Source organism: Microbacterium proteolyticum (assembly GCF_014192415.1).
Taxonomy (GTDB): Bacteria; Actinomycetota; Actinomycetes; order Actinomycetales; family Microbacteriaceae; genus Microbacterium; species Microbacterium proteolyticum.
In genome coordinates, this window is sequence record NZ_JACHXY010000003.1 from 441,658 (window position 1) to 461,301 (window position 19,644).

16 protein-coding genes are annotated in these 19,644 nt (G+C 69.3%); 7 read left to right on the forward strand and 9 right to left on the reverse strand.

All coding sequences use genetic code 11. The features are described 5' to 3' along the window. Window positions 1–315: 315 nt before the first annotated feature. The 3 genes from FHS07_RS14185 to FHS07_RS14195 all read right to left on the reverse strand — a co-directional run bounded on the left by FHS07_RS14185 (window position 316) and on the right by FHS07_RS14195 (window position 4,100). Entirely contained in the window at window positions 316–1,293 is a 978-nt protein-coding gene (locus tag FHS07_RS14185) for a carbohydrate ABC transporter permease (protein WP_183420543.1), read from the reverse strand. Then, entirely contained in the window at window positions 1,290–2,642 is a 1,353-nt protein-coding gene (locus FHS07_RS14190) for a carbohydrate ABC transporter permease (RefSeq protein WP_425488160.1), read from the reverse strand. Before FHS07_RS14190 ends, FHS07_RS14185 begins: the two co-directional genes overlap by 4 nt. A 126-nt stretch (window positions 2,643–2,768) precedes the next feature. Beyond that, complete coding sequence (locus tag FHS07_RS14195; protein ID WP_183420544.1) at window positions 2,769–4,100, reverse strand: ABC transporter substrate-binding protein; 1,332 nt, start codon at window positions 4,098–4,100, stop codon at window positions 2,769–2,771. Window positions 4,101–4,337: 237 nt separating this feature from the next. Here FHS07_RS14195 and FHS07_RS14200 point away from each other — a divergent pair, with 237 nt between their 5' ends. Further along, on the forward strand, window positions 4,338–5,348 hold the full coding sequence (locus FHS07_RS14200) for a LacI family DNA-binding transcriptional regulator (RefSeq protein ID WP_183420545.1): 1,011 nt from the start codon (window positions 4,338–4,340) through the stop codon (window positions 5,346–5,348). Between the two features lie 96 nt (window positions 5,349–5,444). Here FHS07_RS14200 and FHS07_RS14205 read toward each other — a convergent pair whose 3' ends face one another. From FHS07_RS14205 to FHS07_RS14220, 4 genes are all read right to left on the reverse strand, one after another. After that, window positions 5,445–10,088, reverse strand: coding sequence for an ExeM/NucH family extracellular endonuclease (locus FHS07_RS14205; protein ID WP_183420546.1), 4,644 nt, complete (start codon window positions 10,086–10,088; stop codon window positions 5,445–5,447). 359 nt (window positions 10,089–10,447) lie between these two features. Further along, entirely contained in the window at window positions 10,448–10,834 is a 387-nt protein-coding gene (rplL, locus tag FHS07_RS14210; protein WP_055956082.1) for a 50S ribosomal protein L7/L12, read from the reverse strand. A gap of 38 nt (window positions 10,835–10,872) precedes the next feature. Next, complete coding sequence (gene rplJ / locus FHS07_RS14215) at window positions 10,873–11,388, reverse strand: 50S ribosomal protein L10 (RefSeq protein WP_055956078.1); 516 nt, start codon at window positions 11,386–11,388, stop codon at window positions 10,873–10,875. A 341-nt stretch (window positions 11,389–11,729) separates the two neighbouring features. Then, the gene (locus tag FHS07_RS14220; RefSeq protein WP_183420547.1) at window positions 11,730–12,131 is read right to left on the reverse strand and encodes an SIP domain-containing protein; all 402 of its coding nucleotides are present in this window, start codon (window positions 12,129–12,131) and stop codon (window positions 11,730–11,732) included. A gap of 103 nt (window positions 12,132–12,234) precedes the next feature. Between FHS07_RS14220 and FHS07_RS14225 the strand changes: the two genes are divergently transcribed. The 4 genes from FHS07_RS14225 to FHS07_RS14240 all read left to right on the forward strand — a co-directional run bounded on the left by FHS07_RS14225 (window position 12,235) and on the right by FHS07_RS14240 (window position 16,550). Next, complete coding sequence (locus FHS07_RS14225) at window positions 12,235–12,915, forward strand: YqaJ viral recombinase family protein (RefSeq protein WP_183420548.1); 681 nt, start codon at window positions 12,235–12,237, stop codon at window positions 12,913–12,915. A 96-nt stretch (window positions 12,916–13,011) separates the two neighbouring features. Next, on the forward strand, window positions 13,012–14,772 hold the full coding sequence (locus FHS07_RS14230) for an MDR family MFS transporter (RefSeq protein WP_183420549.1): 1,761 nt from the start codon (window positions 13,012–13,014) through the stop codon (window positions 14,770–14,772). After that, window positions 14,765–15,238, forward strand: coding sequence for a MarR family winged helix-turn-helix transcriptional regulator (locus FHS07_RS14235; RefSeq protein ID WP_183420550.1), 474 nt, complete (start codon window positions 14,765–14,767; stop codon window positions 15,236–15,238). Before FHS07_RS14230 ends, FHS07_RS14235 begins: the two co-directional genes overlap by 8 nt. A 292-nt stretch (window positions 15,239–15,530) precedes the next feature. Continuing rightward, the gene (locus FHS07_RS14240; RefSeq protein WP_183420551.1) at window positions 15,531–16,550 is read left to right on the forward strand and encodes an NADP-dependent oxidoreductase; all 1,020 of its coding nucleotides are present in this window, start codon (window positions 15,531–15,533) and stop codon (window positions 16,548–16,550) included. A gap of 2 nt (window positions 16,551–16,552) precedes the next feature. Here the strand turns inward: FHS07_RS14240 and FHS07_RS14245 are convergent, their stop codons facing one another. Next, a complete protein-coding gene (locus FHS07_RS14245; RefSeq protein ID WP_183420552.1) occupies window positions 16,553–17,437 on the reverse strand; it encodes an ArgP/LysG family DNA-binding transcriptional regulator in 885 nt (294 codons plus the stop codon). 69 nt (window positions 17,438–17,506) lie between these two features. Between FHS07_RS14245 and FHS07_RS14250 the strand changes: the two genes are divergently transcribed. After that, window positions 17,507–18,154 carry a LysE family transporter gene (locus FHS07_RS14250; protein WP_183420553.1) on the forward strand — a complete coding sequence of 216 codons (648 nt, stop codon included), beginning with the start codon at window positions 17,507–17,509 and terminating at the stop codon, window positions 18,152–18,154. A 123-nt stretch (window positions 18,155–18,277) separates the two neighbouring features. Beyond that, window positions 18,278–18,553, forward strand: a complete 276-nt coding sequence (locus FHS07_RS14255; protein WP_183420554.1) for an acylphosphatase — start codon at window positions 18,278–18,280, stop codon at window positions 18,551–18,553. Between the two features lie 32 nt (window positions 18,554–18,585). Here FHS07_RS14255 and FHS07_RS14260 read toward each other — a convergent pair whose 3' ends face one another. After that, on the reverse strand, window positions 18,586–19,629 hold the full coding sequence (locus FHS07_RS14260; RefSeq protein ID WP_183420555.1) for an NAD(P)H-dependent flavin oxidoreductase: 1,044 nt from the start codon (window positions 19,627–19,629) through the stop codon (window positions 18,586–18,588). Window positions 19,630–19,644 lie beyond the last annotated feature (15 nt).

The window sequence follows — 19,644 nt, forward strand, 5'->3', positions numbered from 1 at the left end:
CAGAGCCACACCGCCGCAACGCACCGTGGCGCACCCGCACATCGCGTCCCTCCGCGCTACCCCCGCGCCCACCGTGGCCCACCCCGCGCCGGCACCCCCGCACCCCACCGAGAAACGCCTTCCCGCGGAAGAAACGCCTCGTCACGCCGTTTCTCCCCGCCAATCGCGTTTCTCAGGGCCGCACCACACCACGGCAACGGCACCGCGACACACCCTGCACATCGCGTCTCCCCACGCCGCACCGCCGCAACGACACCTGAAACGCCAAGGGCGCGGCATCCCCTCGGATGCCGCGCCCTTGGCGTGTGGTCGGGCTCAGCCCTTCGTCGCGCCCGCCAGCAGGCCACGCACGAAGAAGCGCTGCAGCAGGAAGAAGACGATCAGCGGAACCAGGATCGAGATGAACGTTCCCGCGGACTGCAGGAACCACTGGTCGCCCCACGTACCCGACAGCGAGTTGAGCGATTGCGTCAATGGCAGAGAGGACGATGGCGCGAAGATCGTCGCCACCAGAAGGTCGTTCCACACCCAGATGAACTCCAGCACCGCGAAAGACGCCAGGGCAGGAGCTGCGAGCGGAAGGATCAGGCGGAAGAAGATCTGCCCGTGTCCGGCGCCGTCCACGCGCGCGGCCTCGATGACCTCGGCGGGGATCTCGGCGATGAAGTTGTGCAGCAGGAAGATGGCCAGCGGCATCGCGAAGATCACGTGCGCGATCCACACGGTGGCGAAGCTGTGCTCCACGCCGCGCAGGTCGAAGCCCGGGAAGATCGTGACCTCATTGATCGTCAACCCTCGCGAGAACAGACTCAGCAGCGGCACGAGGGCCATCTGCAGCGGCACGATCTGCAGCGCGAAGATGAAGATGAAGAAGAAGTTGCGGCCCTTGAAGTCGATCCACGCGAAGGCGTACGCGATGAGCGAAGCGATCGCGAGGGCGAAGAGCACGACGGGGATCGTGATGGCCAGCGAGTTCAGGAACGACTGGGCCAGCGTCAGAGCCGTGCCGCCGGAGGTGAGCGCCAGGCGGTAGTTCTCCAGAGTGAACGACGGATCGGTGAACACCGTCCACCAACCGGTCGACTGGGTGTCGGATCCGGGGCGGAAAGACGTCAGGAACAGACCGAACGTCGGGATCGTCCAGAAGAACGCGATCGCGATCGCCGCGATCGTGGCGCCCTTGGAGGTCAGGCGCCTGCGCGCCATGGCCTCGTGCTTGCGTGTGTCGCGGGCGACCTGACGGGCGGTTCGGGTGTCGGTGGTGGGTTCGAGCACCACGGTGGAGGTGGTCATCGCACTTCCCTCTGCTTCCGGATCTGGCGCACGTTGAAGATGATCAGCGGCAACACGAAGACGAACAGCACGACCGCCAGCGCCGCGGAGTGCCCGTAGCTCTGGAAGCGCTGCTGCTGGTTGACCATCTCGAAGGCGAGGACGGTCGAGTCGTTACGACCGCCGGTCATCACGGCGACGATGTCGTAGATCTTCAACGCACCGATGGCGATGGTGGTGAGCACCACGATGAGCGACGAGCGGATGCCGGGGACGGTGACGTTGATGAACCGCTCCCACGCGCTCGCGCCGTCGAGTTCGGCGGCCTCGTTCTGCTCCGGCGGGACGGCCTTGATGGCCGCCGACAGGATGACCATCGCCAGCCCCGTCTGGCTCCAGATGAACACGACGACCAGCAGCAGCGTGTTGACCAACGGCGCGGCCGACAGCCACGAGATCGGTTGCCCCCCGAAGGAGGTGACGATGGCGTTCAGGATGCCGATCTGATCGCCCTGGCGGAAGTCGTAGACGAACTTCCAGATGATGCCGGCGCCCACGAACGAGATCGCGAAGGGCATGAAGATCAGGACCTTGAGGTACTTCTCCCCCGCCGCGCGGTCGATGAAGACGGCGTAGGCCAGGCCGATGGCCGTGGCGATCGTCGGCGCGAGCAGGACCCAGATGAGCGTGTTGATGACCGACCAGAAGCCCTCGGGGTTCGTGAAGGTCCAGATGTAGTTCTCGAGACCGACGAAGTTCTCTCCCGTCTTGTCGAAGAACGACTGGAAGAAGGTCGTGATCGCCGGGTACACCAATCCGAGCAGCAGCAGGATCGCGGCCGGAGCGGCGAACAGGATGAGCTGGAACAGGTAGCCCGCGCCCTGGCGGGAGCGGTAGTCGGCATAGAAGAGGATCGCGCCGAGGATGATCGCGATGCCGAGCACGTAGATGACGGCGTTCTGGTAGGGCCGCAGGAGCATGAAGGCCAGGACGGGGATGACGAAGCACGCCGCCAACCGCAGCCAGAAGTAGCCTTTGCCCGCGCGCGGTGCGTACTCGATGAGCAGCAGCAGGAGGCCCACCACGGCAGCGAACACCACGAGCACGAGGGGGATCTGCGCGATCGGACTCAGTCCGCCGAGCCAGATGAAGAAGCTGTTGAGCGAGAAGCCCAGCGTGGTCGGCCTGGTCTCGACCGGCGCCCGCGTCACCATGAAGAGGAAAAGGGCCACCGCGAGGATGAGGCCCACGAGGACCACGAGCAGCGTGGTGCGATGCGTGGCCGCGGAACCGCGTGACGCGGGCTTGCCCCGGCCAGTCGGCGGTGGTGACGCCTTCGGCGTCGTCTCCGCGTTCTTGATATCGGTCATGACGTCCCTCCCGAACACGCCTTCGTGCTCATCGATGAGTGCCCGTGTGGTGCGTGGGGCGGATTACGAGTATGGACCGTATGGGCCGCCCGCGTCGCGGGCGGCCCATCGGTTCGTCGGTTTCGACTAGTTGTCGTAACCGGCCTGGATGTCGCTGAGCACCTGGTCGGTCGGCGTGCCGTCGATCCAGCTCACCATGCCCTTCCAGAACGAGCCCGAGCCGACGGTGGCCGGCATGAGGTCGGATGCGTCGAAGCGGACGGTGGTGTTCGGGTCCTGCAGCGTCTGCATCGCCTCGGTGAGGAACTCGCTGGACGCGAGCGAGGGGTCTGCGCCCTTGTTGGCGGAGATGACGCCGCCGAGCTTGACGCGGGCGTCGGCGAACTCGGGCGACGACATGTACTCGACGACCTTCTGCACGCTCTCGTCCTCGGAGAAGGCCGCGACGAACTCGCCGCCACCCTCGACCGCGAGCTCGCCCTCGGTGACGCCCGGGGTCAGGAACGCGTAGACGTCTCCATCGGGAGCGATCGTCGGGGTCTCACCGGCAGCGTTGGTGACCGTCAGGAAGTTGGCCGAGAGGAACGACGCCTGGTGCGTCATCGGGCAGCTGCCGTCGGCGACCTTGGCGGCGACGTCGGCGAAGGCGGTCGAGTTGATGCTGCTGACGTCGCCGAAGCCGGCGTTGACGTACGACGGGTTGAGGAGGATGTCGCCCACCGCGTCGAAGGCCGCCTTGATCTGCGGGTCGGTGAACTTGACCTCGTTGGCGACCCACTGGTCGTAGACGTCGGGGCCCGAGAGACGCAGCACCATGTCTTCGACCCAGTCGGTTCCGGGCCAGCCCGAAGCGGCGTCGGAGGCGAAGCCGGCGCACCACGGGGCGGCGCCGGTCTTCTGCTGGATGGTCGCGGTGAGCGTCATGAGCTCGTCGAGAGTCTTGGGAACCTCGACACCCCACTCGGCGAACTTCGCCGGCGAGTACCACACGTAGCCCTTGAGGTTGGCGAGCATCGGGGCGGAGTAGAACGTGCCGTCCTCGGTGCCGTAGGACTTCCAGTCCTCGCCCCAGTACTCGTCGACGTTCGACGAGACGGCGTCGGAGGCTGCCTGAACCTCGCCGGTGCCGATGAGGGTCTTCAACAGGCCCGGCTGCGGGACGATGGCGATGTCGGGGGCGTCGCCACCCGACACCTTCGTGACGATGTTGCCCTCGAAGCTCTTGTCGCCGGTGTACACGACCTCGATGCCCGTGTCCTGCGTGAACTGCGCGAACGTCTCGTTCAGCGCATCGGCCTCCGTGCCGGTGATTCCGCCGGAGATGCGGACCGTGGTCGCGCCCCCGCTCGATCCGCTCGTGCCGCCGCTGTCGCCTTCGGCGCAGCCCGCGAGAGCGATCGCACCGACCGCCAGCAGCCCGACGGGCGCCAGCAGGCGAGTCCGCTGTGACATACCCATGTGGTCTCTCCTCTTTGAGTTCTGTGGTGCACCGGATCCAGTGAGGAACCGATTCCAGGCAACCGTAGAGGCAATTCACAAGACTCGCAACCAGCGTCAGGTCACGAACGGATAACTGGCGAATTCACGGGGTCCACCTGGTGCACGAGCCCCGGGAACCGGTTCCACTTTTCTCGGATGTTGGATACTCTTCTCGACGTCGACACGGACGTCGACCCATCACGAGGAAGACCACGCATGAGCGGAATCGCTGAGGTGGCACGTCTGGCAGGCGTGTCCAAGTCGACCGCCAGCCGCGCCCTCACGGGCGGCGGGTACGTCTCCGACGGCACCCGCCGACGGGTCGCCGACGCGGCGGCATCCCTGGGATACGTCCCCTCGACGAGCGCGGTGAGCCTGGCCACCGGCCGCACGCGAACAATCGCGCTGATCGTGCCCAAGGTGAACCGGTGGTACTTCGGGGCGATCGTCGAGGGGGTCGAGCGCACCCTCATCCCGCTCGGCTACGACGTCACCCTGTACGTCGCCGAACCCGGCTCGAACGATCGGGAGAGCCTGTACTCGACGTACCTCGCGCGAAAGCGCTTCGACGGCATCATCGCCGTCGCCCTCGAGCCCGACGACGCCGATCTCGAACGCCTGGCGAACATCGGCAAGCCCGTGGTCAGCATCGGCAACGCCCTCTCCGGCGTCCCCACGCTCGGGCTCGACAACATCGCCATCACGCGCATCATCACGCAGCACCTGATCGCCCTCGGTCACACCGACATCGCCTTCGTGGGCAGTACGCCCCGCTCCGATGCTCCGGCGAAAGACGTCGACGAGCGCTCGATCGGCTACCGTAACGCGATGAACGACCACGGTCTCGCCGTGCGCATCCGCGACGTCCCCTCCACCCTCACCATCACCGACGCCTATGCCGCGGCGGCCTCGTTCCTCGCCGATGCGGCCTCGCGCCCGACGGGAGTGGTCGCCGCGTGCGACGAGGTCGCGATCGGCGTGATCATCGCGGCACGACGGATGGGCATCTCGGTGCCGACCGAACTCAGCGTCGTCGGAATCGACGGGCACGACTACGCCGAGATGTTCTCCCTCACCACCGTCGAGCAGTTCCCCCTCGCTCAGGGCATCGAAGCGACGCGCATCCTCGTCTCGATGATCGAGGGCACCGGCGAGGCGCCACGACGCACCGATGCCGAGACGCGGTTGGTCGTGCGCGCGTCCACCGCTCCCCCGCGCTCCGCGTGAGACCACGGCGGCACAGGATGCCATGGCATCCAGGGCCCCGATCCTCGACGAAAGCCCCGGATGCCATGGCATCCGGGGCTTCCGTGTCGTTACGGGTCAGCCGCTCTGGCGAACCGAGCGACGACGTGCGATCACGCCGAGCCCGAGCAGCGCGAGCGCGGTGAGCACGCCGGCACCCATCCAGCCCGAGTCGGCACCCGTCGTGGGGAGGGACCCGCCCTGGCCCGCGTTGCCGCCCTGGCCCGCGCCGACGCCCGAGCCGGAGCCCGTCCCGTCACCGCCGCCGAGGACACCGACCTGGACCGGCACCGTCACGTCGGTGCCGCTGGGCTGCGCGGTGAGCTGTAGCGAGAGCACCCCTGCGGCATCAGCCGGGACGCCGACGGTGACCGCCGCCGCCCCGTTCACGACGGGGAACTCGACCGGTTGACCCTGCGCACCCGAAGCCCACGCCGCGGCCAGCGACGTGTTCGCCGGCGCACCGAGCGAGGTGAGGTCGAGGTTCGAGACGGCGAGCGTGACGTCGCCGCCGGGCACGACCTCGGCGGATGCGCCCGAGACCTGCACCGCGCGGGCGGTGAAGTCGGGGGTGAGGCCGGGGTTGGCCTCCAGGTAGTCGATCCACCCGTCGCGGTCGATGAGGCCGGAGTCCCGTGTATCCGCCCCCTGGCCGAGCACGGAGAACGCGTCGCCGCCCTGCAGCAGGAAGCTGAACGAGCCGACACGGTACTGCGCCGCCGGGTCGACGGCCACCCCGTCGATCCAGATGCCGGTGATGCGTTGACCGGCACCGCGCGAGACGTCGTAGGTCACCCGGACGTTCTCGGACACGCCGAGGGCCAGGTCGCGGTCGCGACCGGCGGTGTCGCCCCACTGCTGTTCCAGGGCTCGGCGCAGCTGGTCGCCGGTGAGGGTCGTGGTCCACAGATTGTTCACGAACGGCAGCACGGCATTGGCCTCGGCCAGTGTGATGACCCCGTCGCCGGCGTAGAGGAGCTCGGCGCGCAGGCCGCCCGGGTTGACCAGGGCGATCTCCGCCCCGCCTCGGGTGGGGTCGGCGAGGGTGTCGCGCAGCGCGTCGGCGACCAGGCCACCGAGCGCGGACTGCTTCGAACGGTCGTCGCGCTGGCCTCCGGTGTAGACACCGTCGACGTACGAGCCGCCGCGGAATGCGGTGGTGATGTCGGCCGTGACCGATCCGACCGGCTGGGCGCCGACCCGGTCGGCCTCGGCGCGGGCGAGCTTCACGATGCGGTCGACCTCGGCGACCCGCGGGTACGTGGCGATCAGCTCGCTGTCCAGAGCGGCGCTGTTCGCGGCGGTCTGCGCGGGGTTGTCCGGCACGGTCGCCGCGGCGAGGCGGGCGACGTTGCGGGCCGAGTAGTCGACCACGTCGCCGTTCTCGCTGTCGACGGTCAGCACGATCTCGCCGATGTTCTCGCCGTAGCTGCCGGTCTGCACGATCGGGCGCGTACCGTCGGCGCCGGGGATCGGAGCGTTCCACGCGTACTTCTGGTGGGTGTGACCGGTGAAGATCGCGTCCACCGCGGCATCCGTCTCGTTGACGATGGTGGCGAAAGCACCGCCGGCGGCGACGGCCTCCTCGATCGTCTCGCTCGTGGAGTCGCCTTCGGCGGCGCCCTCGTGGTACTCGGCCACGATGACGTCGACCTGGTCCTCGATCTCGGCGACGACGCGGTTCACCTCGGCGACGGGCTCCCGGAACTCGATTCCCTCGATACCGCCGGGAGAGACGAGCTGAGACGTCTCCTGCGTGACGGCACCGATGACGCCCACGCGCACCCCGTCGACCTCGAAGATCGCGTACTCGTCGAGCAGCGGCTGCCCGTCCTTGTAGACGTTCGCGGCGAGGTACGGGAAGTCAGCGGAGTCGGAGACCCGACCCGTGAGGTCGCCCGCGCCCTTGTCGAACTCGTGGTTTCCCGTGGCGGATGCCGCGAGCTCGAGCGCGTTCAGCACCTCGATGGTCGGCTCGTCGTCGAAGTACGCCGAGGCGAAGAGCGAGGCGCCGATGTTGTCGCCGTTGGAGAGGAACAGCGTGTTGTCCTCACCGGCTTCCGCGCGCAACCGCTCGATGGTGCCGGCGAACTTCACCGTGTTGGCGTCGATACGGCCGTGGAAGTCGTTGATGCCGAGCAGGGTGATGTCCGTCGTCGGGGCGCCGAGGTCGAGGCCCACGATCACGGGGTCGTGGTCGCTGGAGCGATACGGCGTGGCTTCGTAGAAGTTCCGTACGTTGTAGTTGAAGCGGCTGTACTCCAGGGCGAGCGCCTCGACGGCGTTGATGTTCCAGATGTCGGTGCCGGTGACCAGTTCGCGAGCCGACGGCGAGGCCAGCACGTGGTCGAGGGAGCCCGACTGACCGCTGAACGAGTACGAGTATTTGCCCGTGCCCGCCTCGAGCGGCTCGAAGCCGAACGAGCGGAGCTTCTCGATCGGGTCCTCCTGCGTGTAGGCGTTGAAGTCGCCGAGCAGGAACACGTCGTCGGTGCCGACCTCGGCCGAGCGGGTCTTCGCGAAGTTCCCGAGGGCCTCCGCCTGACGCACGCGGTCGCCGTTGAAGGCACCCTGGATGCCGTTGGCGTTGTCGCCGGTGGCCGCGGGGCGACTGTCGCCCTTGGACTTGAAGTGGTTCACGATCGCGAGGATCTTGGCATCCGGAGTCTCCACCGGGGCGAAGGCCTGCGCGAGCGGCTGACGGGCGTTACGGAACGCCGGGTCGTCGAGGATGACGCTGTCGCCCGAGGGCGCGACCACGTCCTTCTTGTAGATGAACGCCGTGCGGATGACGTCTTCGGATGCCGGGAGGACGGCCGGCGACGGGACGAAGGCCCACTGCGCCGAGCCCAGGGCCGCGTTCAGCGCGTCGACGAGGGTCGACAGTGCGGCATCCCGGTTCTTGCCGAACGCGGCGGAGTTCTCGATCTCCTCGAGCGAGACGACGTCGGCGCCGAGTCCGTTGACGGCGGCGACGATCTTGTCCTGCTGGCGCTGCAGGTTGGCGTCGTTCGCCGCTCCGCGGGGACCGGGCGCCGGGCACGTGTCGGCCGTGACGGGGTTGCCCTCACGGTCCTTGTACGTCGAGGTGCACCCCACGCTCTCGGCTGTCGTCGTGAAGTAGTTGAGCACGTTGAAGCTGGAGATCTTGACGTTGCCGCCGACGGCCTCGGGGGCCTCGGTGCGATCGTTCTCGAACATCGCCGGCTGCACGTCACCGGCGTTGTCGACGGTCAGCTGCTGCGTCGGCTGGAACTTCCACGCGTTGTTGCGGAAGTCCAGGATGACGGGCGTCTCGAACGACACCGCGGCCCCGACGCGCACCGGCTCGGTGAGCGACACGTACGGCAGGGGGATGCCCTTGTTGGCGTCGTTCAAGAAGTTGATCGACGCGCCGTCGTCGAGCACGACCGCGCGGGCGTTGTTGTCGGCAACGGCGGCGACGTAGGCCGGGGTGTCGGGGCGTGCCACGTCGGTGGGCGTGCGCAGTGGCGTCGTGCCGGCGGCGAGGCCGACCTCGGCGTACTGGTTGGTCGAGTAGGTGTTGGTGACGGTGAAGTCGCCCTGCGGGGCGAGGAGCATGCCCTCGAAGCGCTCGCGCTCCTCGTCGGTCTTCGGCCACGTGATCAGCGCGGGCTCCACGGCGGCGGCCTGCTCCGTGAGGATGCTGACGGAGGCTGCGTCGACGGTGATCTGCGTCTGCCCGGCGAACTCGTTCGCCGTGCCCGTGACCTCGACGTGCTGGCCGATCGACACCCGCTGCGCGGCGTCGGAGCCGTAGACGAACACGGCGTCGGATGCGGTGCGGGTGGCCGGGTCGAGCGAGCCGCCCGTGCCGGGGGTCTGGATGAAGAATCCGTTGTATCCGCCGGTCGCGTAGGCGGCGGTGACGATCCCGCGCGTGGTGACGGTGGTGCCCGCGAGGGGGGTCGTCGCTCCGGTGCCCTGGATGTCGCGGATCGGCGTGACCGCGCCGGGGGTGACGGTCGGCGCGGGCGTCGGCGTGGCAGTGGGGGTGGCCGTCGCGGTCGGCGTGGGCGTGGGTGCGACCGCGCCTCCCGAGCCCTGCGGCGTCACGGTGGTGGTGTTCGTGAAGTCGAGGGAGTTGTCGTTCGTGTCGACGAAGCCCGTGCGAGAGAGCGCGTTCGCGGTTCCGTTCGGGCCCTCGACGGTCGCCGCCTGCGTCTCGAAGCTGGCCGCACTGCCGTACCCCAGGAAGTCGACGACGCGACTGTCGGCGACGGACCCGGCGGGCAGGGCGACGGGCTCGGTGACGTTGGCGAGGAACAGCTGACCGTTCGTACCCGAGGGGTTCAGGCCCCCGCTGATGACGTCCGCCGTCGGAAGCGTCGCTCCGTTGGCGCCGTTGTTGTTGCCGGGCAGGCCGATGAGGTAGTAGCCACCGGGGACGATGGACCCGCTCAACCGCTGCGTGTTCGCACCCGTCGGAGCATCTGCGCTGCCCGCCGAGCGGTACTGCAACGACCATCCGCTGAGGTCCTGCGGGGTGTCACCGGCGTTGTAGAGCTCGACGAACTTCTGGTTGAAGAATGCGTCGGCGCTGCCGCCCTTCAGGTAGGCCTCGTTGATCACCACCCGGGGGCCGTCTGCGGCGAAGGCCGGGAGCGGAACGAGGGCGGAACCGAGCAGTGCGGCGCCGAGGGCGGCGCTCAGCGCGGTCGTGAAGCGGCGCGCGGGTACGCGCGAGGCAGCGTTGGGCATGAGTCTCCAGGTACCGACGCGCGAACGATCGACGTCGGATGGGGGGATCGACGGGGGTTCTCAACGACCGTAAACGATGGGCATACGGTTTTCCCAGGCTTCAACGTTTCGATCTGGTGAACATCGGTCCCTCGACCGGTGAAACCGGGTTTCACGCTGCGCGTGCCGCCCGGGAGATCCGGATGCCGTGCCCCCGACCTGCCGCCCAGGAGACCCGGATGTGCCGTGCCCCCGGCCTGGAGGTCACCCGGCGCCGACTCGCCTCGGCGTCGACGCCCCCGCCGGAAACGACGAAGACCCGGATGCCAGTGGCATCCGGGTCTTCGTGTATCGCGTTACCGCGACCGCATGAAGCGTGATTACTTCAGGGTCACCGTGGCGCCGGCACCCTCGAGCGCCTCCTTGGCCTTCTCGGCGGTCTCCTTGTTCGCGCCCTCGAGCACGGCCTTGGGAGCACCGTCGACGACGGCCTTGGCCTCGCCGAGGCCGAGCGAGGTGAGCTCGCGGACGACCTTGATGACCTGGATCTTCTTGTCACCGGCGGCCTCGAGGACGACGTCGAACGAGTCCTTCTCCTCGACCTCTTCGGCGGGGGCAGCGCCACCGGCGGCGGGGCCGGCCACGGCCACGGGGGCGGCAGCGGTGACGTCGAAGGTCTCCTCGAACGCCTTGACGAACTCGGACAGCTCGATGAGCGTGAGCTCCTTGAACGCGTCGAGCAGCTCTTCGGTGCTGAGCTTAGCCATGTTGTATCTCCTTGATCGGGTTAATCAGCCGGGCCGGGTCAGGCCGCGGTGTCCTGCTTCTCGCGCAGCGCGTCGACCGTGCGAACGGCCTTCGACGGAAGCGCCTGGAAGACGTATGCCGCCTTGGTCATCGTCGCCTTCATCGCACCGGCGAGCTTCGCCAGCAGGACTTCACGGCTTTCGAGATCGGCGAGCTTGTTGACCTCATCCGCGGTCAGAGCGGCGCCATCGAAGTAGCCGCCCTTCACCACGAGCTGAGGGTTAGCCTTGGCGAAGTTACGCAGGCTCTTCGCGACGGCGACGGGGTCGCCGTGCACGAACGCGATGGCAGACGGGCCCTTGAGCTCGTCGTCCAGTCCCGTGACCCCCGCGTTGGACGCGGCGATCTTGGTCAGCGTGTTCTTCACCACGGCGTAATCCGCGTCCTGACGGATGTCGTTGCGCAGCTGCTTGAGCTGGGCAACCGTCAGACCGCGGTACTCGGTCAGCAGAACGGCGGTCGAGTTCTCGAAGTTCTTCGTGAGCTCGGCGACCGATGCATCCTTCTGCGCCATGGCCACTCCTTGTGTGTACGAGGCGCTCCGCGATGACGGGGCGCCAGCCGAAGACACCGGGTCTGGGCAAAAAGAAGAGCTCCGGCGCAGGCGCACGGAGCTCGGATTCCCTCTCGGGAGGAGTTCATGTGACCTGCGTAGGTTCTCTGCTTCTCAGCAGACGCTTCGACCGGAATGCGAGCACTCCGATAACCGACGGTCTTTGGCTTGGGCTCTAGTGTACCCGACCGTCGCGCCCGTCGCCAAACCGGGCGCCGCCCCACCCCGCCCGGCCTCGCTCGCCCCCGCCTCGCCCGACCGACGCACGCCGCCTCCGCGGCGGCGGGCCGGGCTCCCCCGCGTCAGGAGACGCGCGGCTCGGGCAGCAGGGCGCGGGTCATGCGCACGATGCGCGAGGGCGTGCGGGCGCCCAGCCAGACCGTGCAGACGGGGTCGTCGCCGCAGGCCCACTCCGCGCACCAGGCGTGGATCGCCTGCGCGAGACGCTCGCCACGCGGGCGCAACCCGCCGTCGAGAGACCGATCGAGCCAGCTCACCCGCCCCTCGCGGGCGTCGATGACGCCGACCTGGTCGGATCCGCACACCTCCACCAGCACCGTCACATGAGCTGCGGGCGAGAGGGCGGCGGCGATGCGCCGCATCTCGGGGAGGTTCCGCGCGTCGCCGCCGAGCAGCACCGCACCCTCGAGATCGCACCAGCGACCGCCGTCGGGGCGGCGCAGCGAAGCGGCATCCGGAGTCATGCCCATCAACTTAGGTCCCCCTTACCTGCATCACAAGACCCCGGATGCCGACGCGCCGAGATTCGCATCCGGTCCACGCGCGAGCGGGGTTAGGGTCGAACGCATGTCCCCCGAGTTCGTCGCGTCCCGAAGCGCCGACCTCGACGCACGGATCGTCGCCGACTCCCGCGATCGAGTGGCCTGGATCCGCGCGCGATCCCGCGGGATCACCGCCACCGATGTGGCGACCCTGACCAGCCCGAACGCGATCTCCCGGGCGGCGGATGCCAAGCTCCTGGGCTCGAGCTTCTCGGGCAACGCCTTCACCGCCCACGGCCGTCGGCGCGAGCCCGAGATCGCCGCCTGGGTCGCGGCGACGCACGGCATCCGCCCCTCCTCCGCGTTATACCACGCGGTCGTTGAGAAGCGTCACCTCGCTACCCCCGACGGCGTCGTCGTCGACAGCGAAGGACGCGTGGTCCTCGCCGAGATCAAGACCACCAACAAGGCGTGGCGCTCGATCCCCCGCACCTACATGCGGCAGATCTGGTGGCAGCAGCACGTGCTCGGCGCCGAGCGCACCCTCGTGGCATGGGAGCAGCACGACGGCTTCGTCCCCCTGCACGACGAACCCCGCTGCCAATGGATCGACCGCGACGAGCGCGAGATCGGCAAACTCGTGAACCTGGCGACGTCGCTCATCGACGAGCTCTACCGCCGCACGATGCAGGCGCGCCAACCGCGCCCTGAGCCCGTGCGTCCGGAGCCCACGGAGAGGTACCGCGCACTCGCGCTTCTCGATTAATAGTTGATTCAGGTCAAGCATCAGGGGTATCGTTGACACCAGTCAACTAATCGCGCCATCGTCGTCGCGGCATCCGTCCCCCACGTGGAGTTCCGCATGACAACCGTTTCCCCCGAGACCGCCGCCCCGCGGCGTGTGCTCCCGGCCCTCATCGGGCTTCTGCTCGGCACCTTCGTGTCGATGCTCGCCTCGACCGTCGTCTCGACGTCGCTGCCGGTCATCGTGCACGACCTGTCGGGCGACCAGAACGCCTACACCTGGGTCATCACCGCGACCCTCCTCACCACCGCCATCTCCACCCCCATCTGGGGCAAGCTCGCCGACCTGTTCGACCGCAAGGTGTTGATCCAGGTCGCGATCGCCATCTTCGTGCTGGCCACCGCCGCCGCCGGGTTCTCGCAGAACACCGAGATGCTCATCGCCTTCCGTGCGGTGCAGGGACTCGGCGCCGGCGGTCTCGCCGCCCTCAGCCAGGTGATCATGGCCGACATCATCAGCCCCCGCGAGCGCGGCCGCTACATGGGCCTCTTCGGCGCCGTCATGGCCGTTGCGACCGTGGGCGGTCCGCTTCTCGGCGGCGTCATCACCGACGCGTTCGGCTGGCGCTGGAACTTCTTCGTCGCCCTCCCCTTCGCCGTCGCCGCCCTGCTCATCCAGCAGCGCACGCTCCACCTGCCGGTCCGCGCGAAGCGCAAGGTGAAGATCGACTACGTCGGCATCGTGCTGCTGTCGACCGCGGTGTCGCTGCTGCTGATCTGGGTGACGAACGCCGGCACCACCTTCGACTGGGCGAGCCTCGAGACCGCGCTCATGGTCGGCGGTGCCGTGCTGGCGGCGGTCCTCTTCATCGTCGTCGAGCTGCGCTCCTCCGAGCCGCTGGTTCCGCTCACCCTGTTCCGCGACGCGACCTTCACCCTCGCCACCATTGCCTCGATCGCGACGGGACTGGCGATGTTCGGCACGTCGGTCTTCCTCAGCCAGTACATGCAGATGGCTCGCGGTGCCACGCCCACCGAGGCCGGCGTCATGACCATCCCGATGATCGGCGGCCTGCTCGTGGCATCCATCGTCGTCGGCGCGCTCATCTCGCGCTTCGGCCGCTGGAAGCCGTTCCTCATCGCCGGTGGAGTACTGCTGATCGCGGGATCGTTCCTACTGTCGACCATCCACTACGACACCAACTTCGCCCTGGTCTCGCTGTACATGTTCTTCCTCGGCGCGGGCGTCGGCATGACGATGCAGAACCTCGTGCTCATCGTGCAGAACACCGCCGACCCGGCGCAGATGGGAGCCGCAAGCTCAGGGGTGACGTTCTTCCGCAGCCTCGGTGGCACGATCGGCGTCTCGGTCATGGGCGCAGCACTCGCCAGTATGGCCACGACCCTGTTCACCGATCGAGCCGCAGACCTGCAGGCAGCGATCATGGGTCTGGGCGCGAACGGCGCCACCGTGGCCCAGTCGCTGCAGTCGGGAACGATCCCGCAGGTGTCGGCGCTGCCCGAGAGCGTCCGCGTCATCGTCGAGGACATCTACGCGCAGTCGATCGCGCACTCGTTCCTCATCGCGGTGCCGGTCGCCGTGGTGAGCCTGATCGCCATCCTGTTCCTGCCGAACCGGCCGCTGACCCGCATGACCACCAGCGAGCGCGTGGCGGCCAGCGAAGCCGATCTCGCCACCGTCTCCGTCCCCGCCGCCATGGCGACCCTCTCCGCGACCGGTTCGGTGCGGACCCTGGATGCCGCGGCCGACTCCCGCGCCGACGGCGGCGCCCTCTCCGCCACCGGTTCGGGGCGAACCCGGGATGCCGCCGGCTCCCGCCGCACCCACCGCGGCGCCGAGATGGGAGAGGATGGCTGACGTGACGAGCGACGTGACCGATGACCGCCGAGTGGCCGTGCAGGCCCTGGAATCGTCGTTCTCGGAGCTCATGACCGTGTTCCGCCGCTTCGTCTCCGAGGCGGCGGAACGCGTGAGCCCCGGAATGCTCCCGGCCACCTTCAAGGCGCTCTCCGTCGTGAGCCGGTTCGGACCGCTGACCCTCTCGGCCCTGGCCGAGCGCCTGGCGGCCGACAAGGGCTTCCTCAGCCGATCGATCACCGAGCTCGAGGAGCTCGGGCTCGTCACCCGCACCCCCGATCCCAACGACGGCCGCTCGCGCCTCATCGCCGTCACCGAGGTCGGTCATCGCCGGCTCGCCGACGCCCGCGCGCCGCACGAGAGCCGGCTCTTCGAGGCGATCGCCGATTGGTCGATCGACGACATCCGCCACCTCTCGACGCTGTTGCACGCGCTCGCGGTGGGCGAGGTACCGGCTCGGGACTGACGGCTCGGCGGCGTCGGCCCCGCATGTGGCCCGGGCGAGCGCGCGATGGCCGCAATAGTCGCGCGAGAAACGCGGTTCGCGGCGAGAAACCGCGCGACGAGGCGTTTCTCCGAGCAGGCCGCGTTTCTCGCCGCGCTCGAATCCCCGCACCCGCACAGACGGGATGCCACCCGGCGCGGGCTTCGCGACACGGTGACGGCCGCGAAACACCGTCGAGACAATGACGCGCTTGACTGTGATGGTCGGGGCGGAGCCGCCTCGGCTGCGACTATCCCGCGAGAGAGAGCGCCCGATGAGATTCCGATCGACGCGTCCCGAGACCGCCCTTCGCCCCGCTCCCGCGGTGCCCGAGACGATGCGTTCGGTGGTCTACGACGCGCCCGGCGCCGCCGACGTGCTGCGCATCGCCGAGACCGCGGTGCCGCAGCCGGTGCTGAGCGAGGTGCTCGTGCGAGTGGTCGCGGCGGGTATCAACCCGATCGACGCCAAGACGCGGGCGGGACGTGGGATGTCGGCATCCATCGACGCCTGGCCCGCGGTGCTCGGGCTCGACGTCAGCGGTGTCGTCGTGCGGGCACCCTTCGACGCGCACCCGTTCCCGGTCGGGACGGAGGTGTACGGCATGGCCGCCGTCCCCCGCACGGCGGGCACCTACGCCGAGTACGTGGTCGTGCCGACCCTGTCGCTGGCACGCAAGCCTGTCTCCCTCTCGCACGTCGAAGCCGCAGGGGTGCCGGTCGCCGCGCTCACCGCGTGGGGGCTCGTCGTCGAGACGGCCCTCGCCCATCAGGGGCAGCGCATCCTCATCCACGCGGGCGGCGGCGGAGTGGGGCACTTCGCCGTGCAGTTCGCCGCGTACTTCGGCGCGCACGTCATCGCCACCGGGTCGCCGCGCAATCTCGCGTGGCTGCGTGAGCTCGGCGCCGCGGAGGTGGTCGACTACACCTCGACGCGGTTCGAAGACGTGCTGGACGACGTCGACGTCGTCATCGACCTCATCGGCGACGTCTCCGACGACACCGGAACCCGCTCGCTCGAGGTCCTCCGCCCGGGCGGGCTGCTGATCGAAGTTCCGACCGGCGCATGGCCCGGGTTCCGCGAGGCGGCGGCTGCTCGCGGCATCCGCTGCACCGATTACAAGACGATCCCCGACGGCAGTGCTCTCTCGACCATCGCACGCCTGCTGGATTCCGGCGCCGTGCGGGTCTACGTCGACCGCGTGTTCGACCTTGCCGAGGCGGCCGCAGCCCACACCGAGCTCGAACGCGGGCACACCCGCGGCAAGATCGTGCTGCGGGTCAGCGACGACTGACCTCACGCCGCGAGTACGCGGCGCCCCTCGCCGACGATCTCGTCGGCGATGTCGTCGAGCAGCGGCGAAGTGAGGTTCCACTGCTGCCAGAACAGCGGCACGTCGACGGGATCCTCGCCCAAGCGCACGAGCGCACCCGCCGCGAGGCCCGCCGCGGACTGGAAGCCCGGCAGCAGCCCCCACCCCAGCCCCAGTTCGATCGCGGTGGCGAAGTCCTGGGATGCCGGCACCCGGTGCCGTGGAGGACCCGCAGCGGCCACACCCCGACGAGCGAGCCACCGGGACTGAAGGTCGTCGCGTCGGTCGAAGTCGACCACCGGCGCCGCGCTCAGAGCCTGTGAGTGTGCACCGGAGGGGAACCACCGCGCTGCGAAGCCCGCCGCAGCCACCGCCTCATAGCGCAGCACCCCCAGCCGCCGCACGCGACACCCGGCGACCGGGGCCTCGCGCGAGGTGACGGCGGCCATCACCGTGCCCGATTCCAGAAGCCCCGCCGTGAAGTCCTGATCGTCCCGATGCAGGTCGAACACGACGGCGCGGCGCGCGGCGACGCGGGCCAGCGGCGGCAGGAACCAGGTGGCCAGCGAGTCGGCGTTCACCGCGAGAGGCACGGATGCCACGGCACCACCCTCCGCCCCCATCGCGGCGAGCGCGTCGTGCTCCAGCAGGGAGAGCTGGCGAGCGAGCCGGACGATCGCATCCCCCGCCTCGGTGGTGCGCACGGGCTTCGAGCGGACGAGCACGACCCGCCCCAGCTGGTCTTCGAGGGCACGGACGCGCTGGCTCACCGCGGAGGGAGTGATGTGCAGGCGACGGGCGGCGGCATCCAGTGTCCCTTCCTCCACCACGACGGCGAGAGTGCGGGCGAGGTCGAGCGGGACGTTCATGAAGCGATGCTAATGGTCCTGAAGAATCTTGAGCTGGTCTTGTGTGCATCACCGCCTTAGCGTCGAAACGTGCTCACTCCCCTGCTCGCCGGTCTCGGCCTCGGTCTCTCGCTCATCGTGGCCATCGGCGCCCAGAACCTGTTCGTGCTGCGGCAGGGCGTCCGTCGCGAGCACCTGCTCCCCGTCGTCGCGGTGTGCGCGATCTCCGATGCCGTGCTGATCCTGCTCGGCGTCTCGGGGATCGGACTCGTGCTGCAGGTCGTCCCGTGGCTGATCGTGGTCGCTCGCTGGGCGGGAGCGGCGTTCCTCGTCGGCTACGGCGTGCTCGCGGCTCGGCGAGCCGTGCGGCCCAGCGGCGAGACCCTGCGGGTGGGCACGGCGACGCCCGCGAGGACCGATGCCGGCGGCACCGCCCTGCGCACCCGAACGACGGTGACCGCCACCGTGCTGACGTGCCTCGCGCTCACGTGGCTCAATCCGCACGTGTACCTCGACACCGTCTTCCTGCTCGGCTCCGTGGCATCCACTCACGGCGAAGGCCGCTGGGCGTTCGCGATCGGCGCCTGCATCGCGAGCCTCGCGTGGTTCTCGGCGCTGGGATTCGGCGCGCGCTACCTCGGCCGGTGGCTCGACACCCCGCGGGCGTGGCGCCTCCTCGACGCGATCATCGCCGTGGTGATGTTCGCCATCGCTCTCTCGCTCGTGCTGTCGCACTGAATCGTTGCGACGCCATGGGACTCGGGGCGCGATTCGGCTCCCGCGGTGCACGTCGCCCGCCCCACCGCGCCCTTCCCCGTCGGCCGCGCGCCCGACCGCGAGTCCGTCGGCGAGAATGAGCCCATGCGAACGGTGATGATCATGGTGCACGGGCGGGTGCAGGGCGTCGGCTTCCGCTATGCGCTGGAGGCCGCAGCGCAGCGCGCGGGCGCAAGGGGCTGGGTGCGCAACCGCCGCGAGGGGACGGTCGAGGCGCTCATCGCGGGAGACGCGGCGACCGTCGACACCGTCCTCGCGTGGGCGCATCAGGGCCCTCCGTCCGCGCGGGTGGACGGCGTCGACACGGCCGAGAGCTCCGAGACGCCTCCCGACGGCTTCGAGATCCGCGCCACCGCCTGAGCGAAGCGGCACGGCACGCCGTGCCGCCGGTGTCAGCCGGGAAGCCCGGCGCGCAGTTCCGCGAGGACTTCCGCGGCGTCGTCGAGACGCGCGAGCGCCGCCGCCTGCCCGGCCCACAGCGACACCAGCTCGGCGTCGCCCGACGCGGCCGCCGCGGCACGGAACACCCCGGTGAGCCAGTTCTGCGCGGGGAACGGAGCGATCATGCCCGATGCCTCGAGCTCGCGCATCGCCCGGTTCGGGATGCCACGAGCCAGCCGTCCGCTCATCGCCCGCGTCAAGACCGTGTCCGTGTCGGCGGCCGCGGCGATCGCCGCCCGGTGGCCGTCCGTCGCGGCGGACTGCCGGGTGCGCAGGAACGCGGTGCCGACCTGGACGCCCTCGGCTCCCAGCGCGAACGCCGCCGCGACGCCCCGACGGTCGGCAATGCCGCCCGCCGCGATGACCGGGATGTCGACGGCGTCGACGACCTGGGGCACCAGCGCGAAAGTGCCGACGAGCGAGTGCGCGGGGTCGCGGAGGAACGACACCCGATGTCCCCCCGCTTCCGTTCCCGTGGCGACGACGGCGTCGACGCCGGCGGCCTCGAGCGCCATCGCTTCGGCGACCGACGTGGCCGTGCCGATGACGCGAATGCCCTTTGCCTCGGCGCGGGCCAGGGTGTCGGCATCCGGAACCCCGAAGACGACGCTCAGCACGTCGGGGCGCGCCTCGAAGACCGCGTCCAGCTGGTCGACGACCGTCGGCATGAAGGATGCCGGGGGTGCGGGCGGCGTGATGCCGGCGGCCGCGAAGAGCGGGTCGGCGGCGCGGAGGAAGGGGACGATGTCGATGTCGGCGGGCGTGACCTCGTCTCCGCGGGGCCACCAGAGGTTCACGGCGATACGACCCGAAGTGGCCGAGCGCAGCGCGGCGACCGTGTCGTGAATGCGCGCGGGCGTATAGCCGTAAAGCCCGAACGACCCGAGACCGCCGCCGTCGCTGACCGCCGCGGTCAGCGCGACGGACGAGAGTCCGCCGAACGGCCCGAGCACCACCGGGGTGTCGATTCCGAGCAGACTCTCGAGGCGTCGCATGCTTCGACGCTACTC

Excerpts from the sequence above, each read along its gene's own strand:
- FHS07_RS14185 (WP_183420543.1), bottom strand. The coding sequence starts at position 1,293 with ATGACCACCTCCACCGTGGTGCTCGAACCCACCACCGACACCCGAACC.
- FHS07_RS14190 (WP_425488160.1), bottom strand. The coding sequence starts at position 2,642 with ATGACCGATATCAAGAACGCGGAGACGACGCCGAAGGCGTCACCACCG.
- FHS07_RS14195 (WP_183420544.1), bottom strand. The coding sequence starts at position 4,100 with ATGGGTATGTCACAGCGGACTCGCCTGCTGGCGCCCGTCGGGCTGCTG.
- FHS07_RS14200 (WP_183420545.1), top strand. The coding sequence starts at position 4,338 with ATGAGCGGAATCGCTGAGGTGGCACGTCTGGCAGGCGTGTCCAAGTCG.
- FHS07_RS14205 (WP_183420546.1), bottom strand. The coding sequence starts at position 10,088 with ATGCCCAACGCTGCCTCGCGCGTACCCGCGCGCCGCTTCACGACCGCG.
- rplL (WP_055956082.1), bottom strand. The coding sequence starts at position 10,834 with ATGGCTAAGCTCAGCACCGAAGAGCTGCTCGACGCGTTCAAGGAGCTC.
- rplJ (WP_055956078.1), bottom strand. The coding sequence starts at position 11,388 with ATGGCGCAGAAGGATGCATCGGTCGCCGAGCTCACGAAGAACTTCGAG.
- FHS07_RS14220 (WP_183420547.1), bottom strand. The coding sequence starts at position 12,131 with ATGACTCCGGATGCCGCTTCGCTGCGCCGCCCCGACGGCGGTCGCTGG.
- FHS07_RS14225 (WP_183420548.1), top strand. The coding sequence starts at position 12,235 with ATGTCCCCCGAGTTCGTCGCGTCCCGAAGCGCCGACCTCGACGCACGG.
- FHS07_RS14230 (WP_183420549.1), top strand. The coding sequence starts at position 13,012 with ATGACAACCGTTTCCCCCGAGACCGCCGCCCCGCGGCGTGTGCTCCCG.
- FHS07_RS14235 (WP_183420550.1), top strand. The coding sequence starts at position 14,765 with ATGGCTGACGTGACGAGCGACGTGACCGATGACCGCCGAGTGGCCGTG.
- FHS07_RS14240 (WP_183420551.1), top strand. The coding sequence starts at position 15,531 with ATGAGATTCCGATCGACGCGTCCCGAGACCGCCCTTCGCCCCGCTCCC.
- FHS07_RS14245 (WP_183420552.1), bottom strand. The coding sequence starts at position 17,437 with ATGAACGTCCCGCTCGACCTCGCCCGCACTCTCGCCGTCGTGGTGGAG.
- FHS07_RS14255 (WP_183420554.1), top strand. The coding sequence starts at position 18,278 with ATGCGAACGGTGATGATCATGGTGCACGGGCGGGTGCAGGGCGTCGGC.
- FHS07_RS14260 (WP_183420555.1), bottom strand. The coding sequence starts at position 19,629 with ATGCGACGCCTCGAGAGTCTGCTCGGAATCGACACCCCGGTGGTGCTC.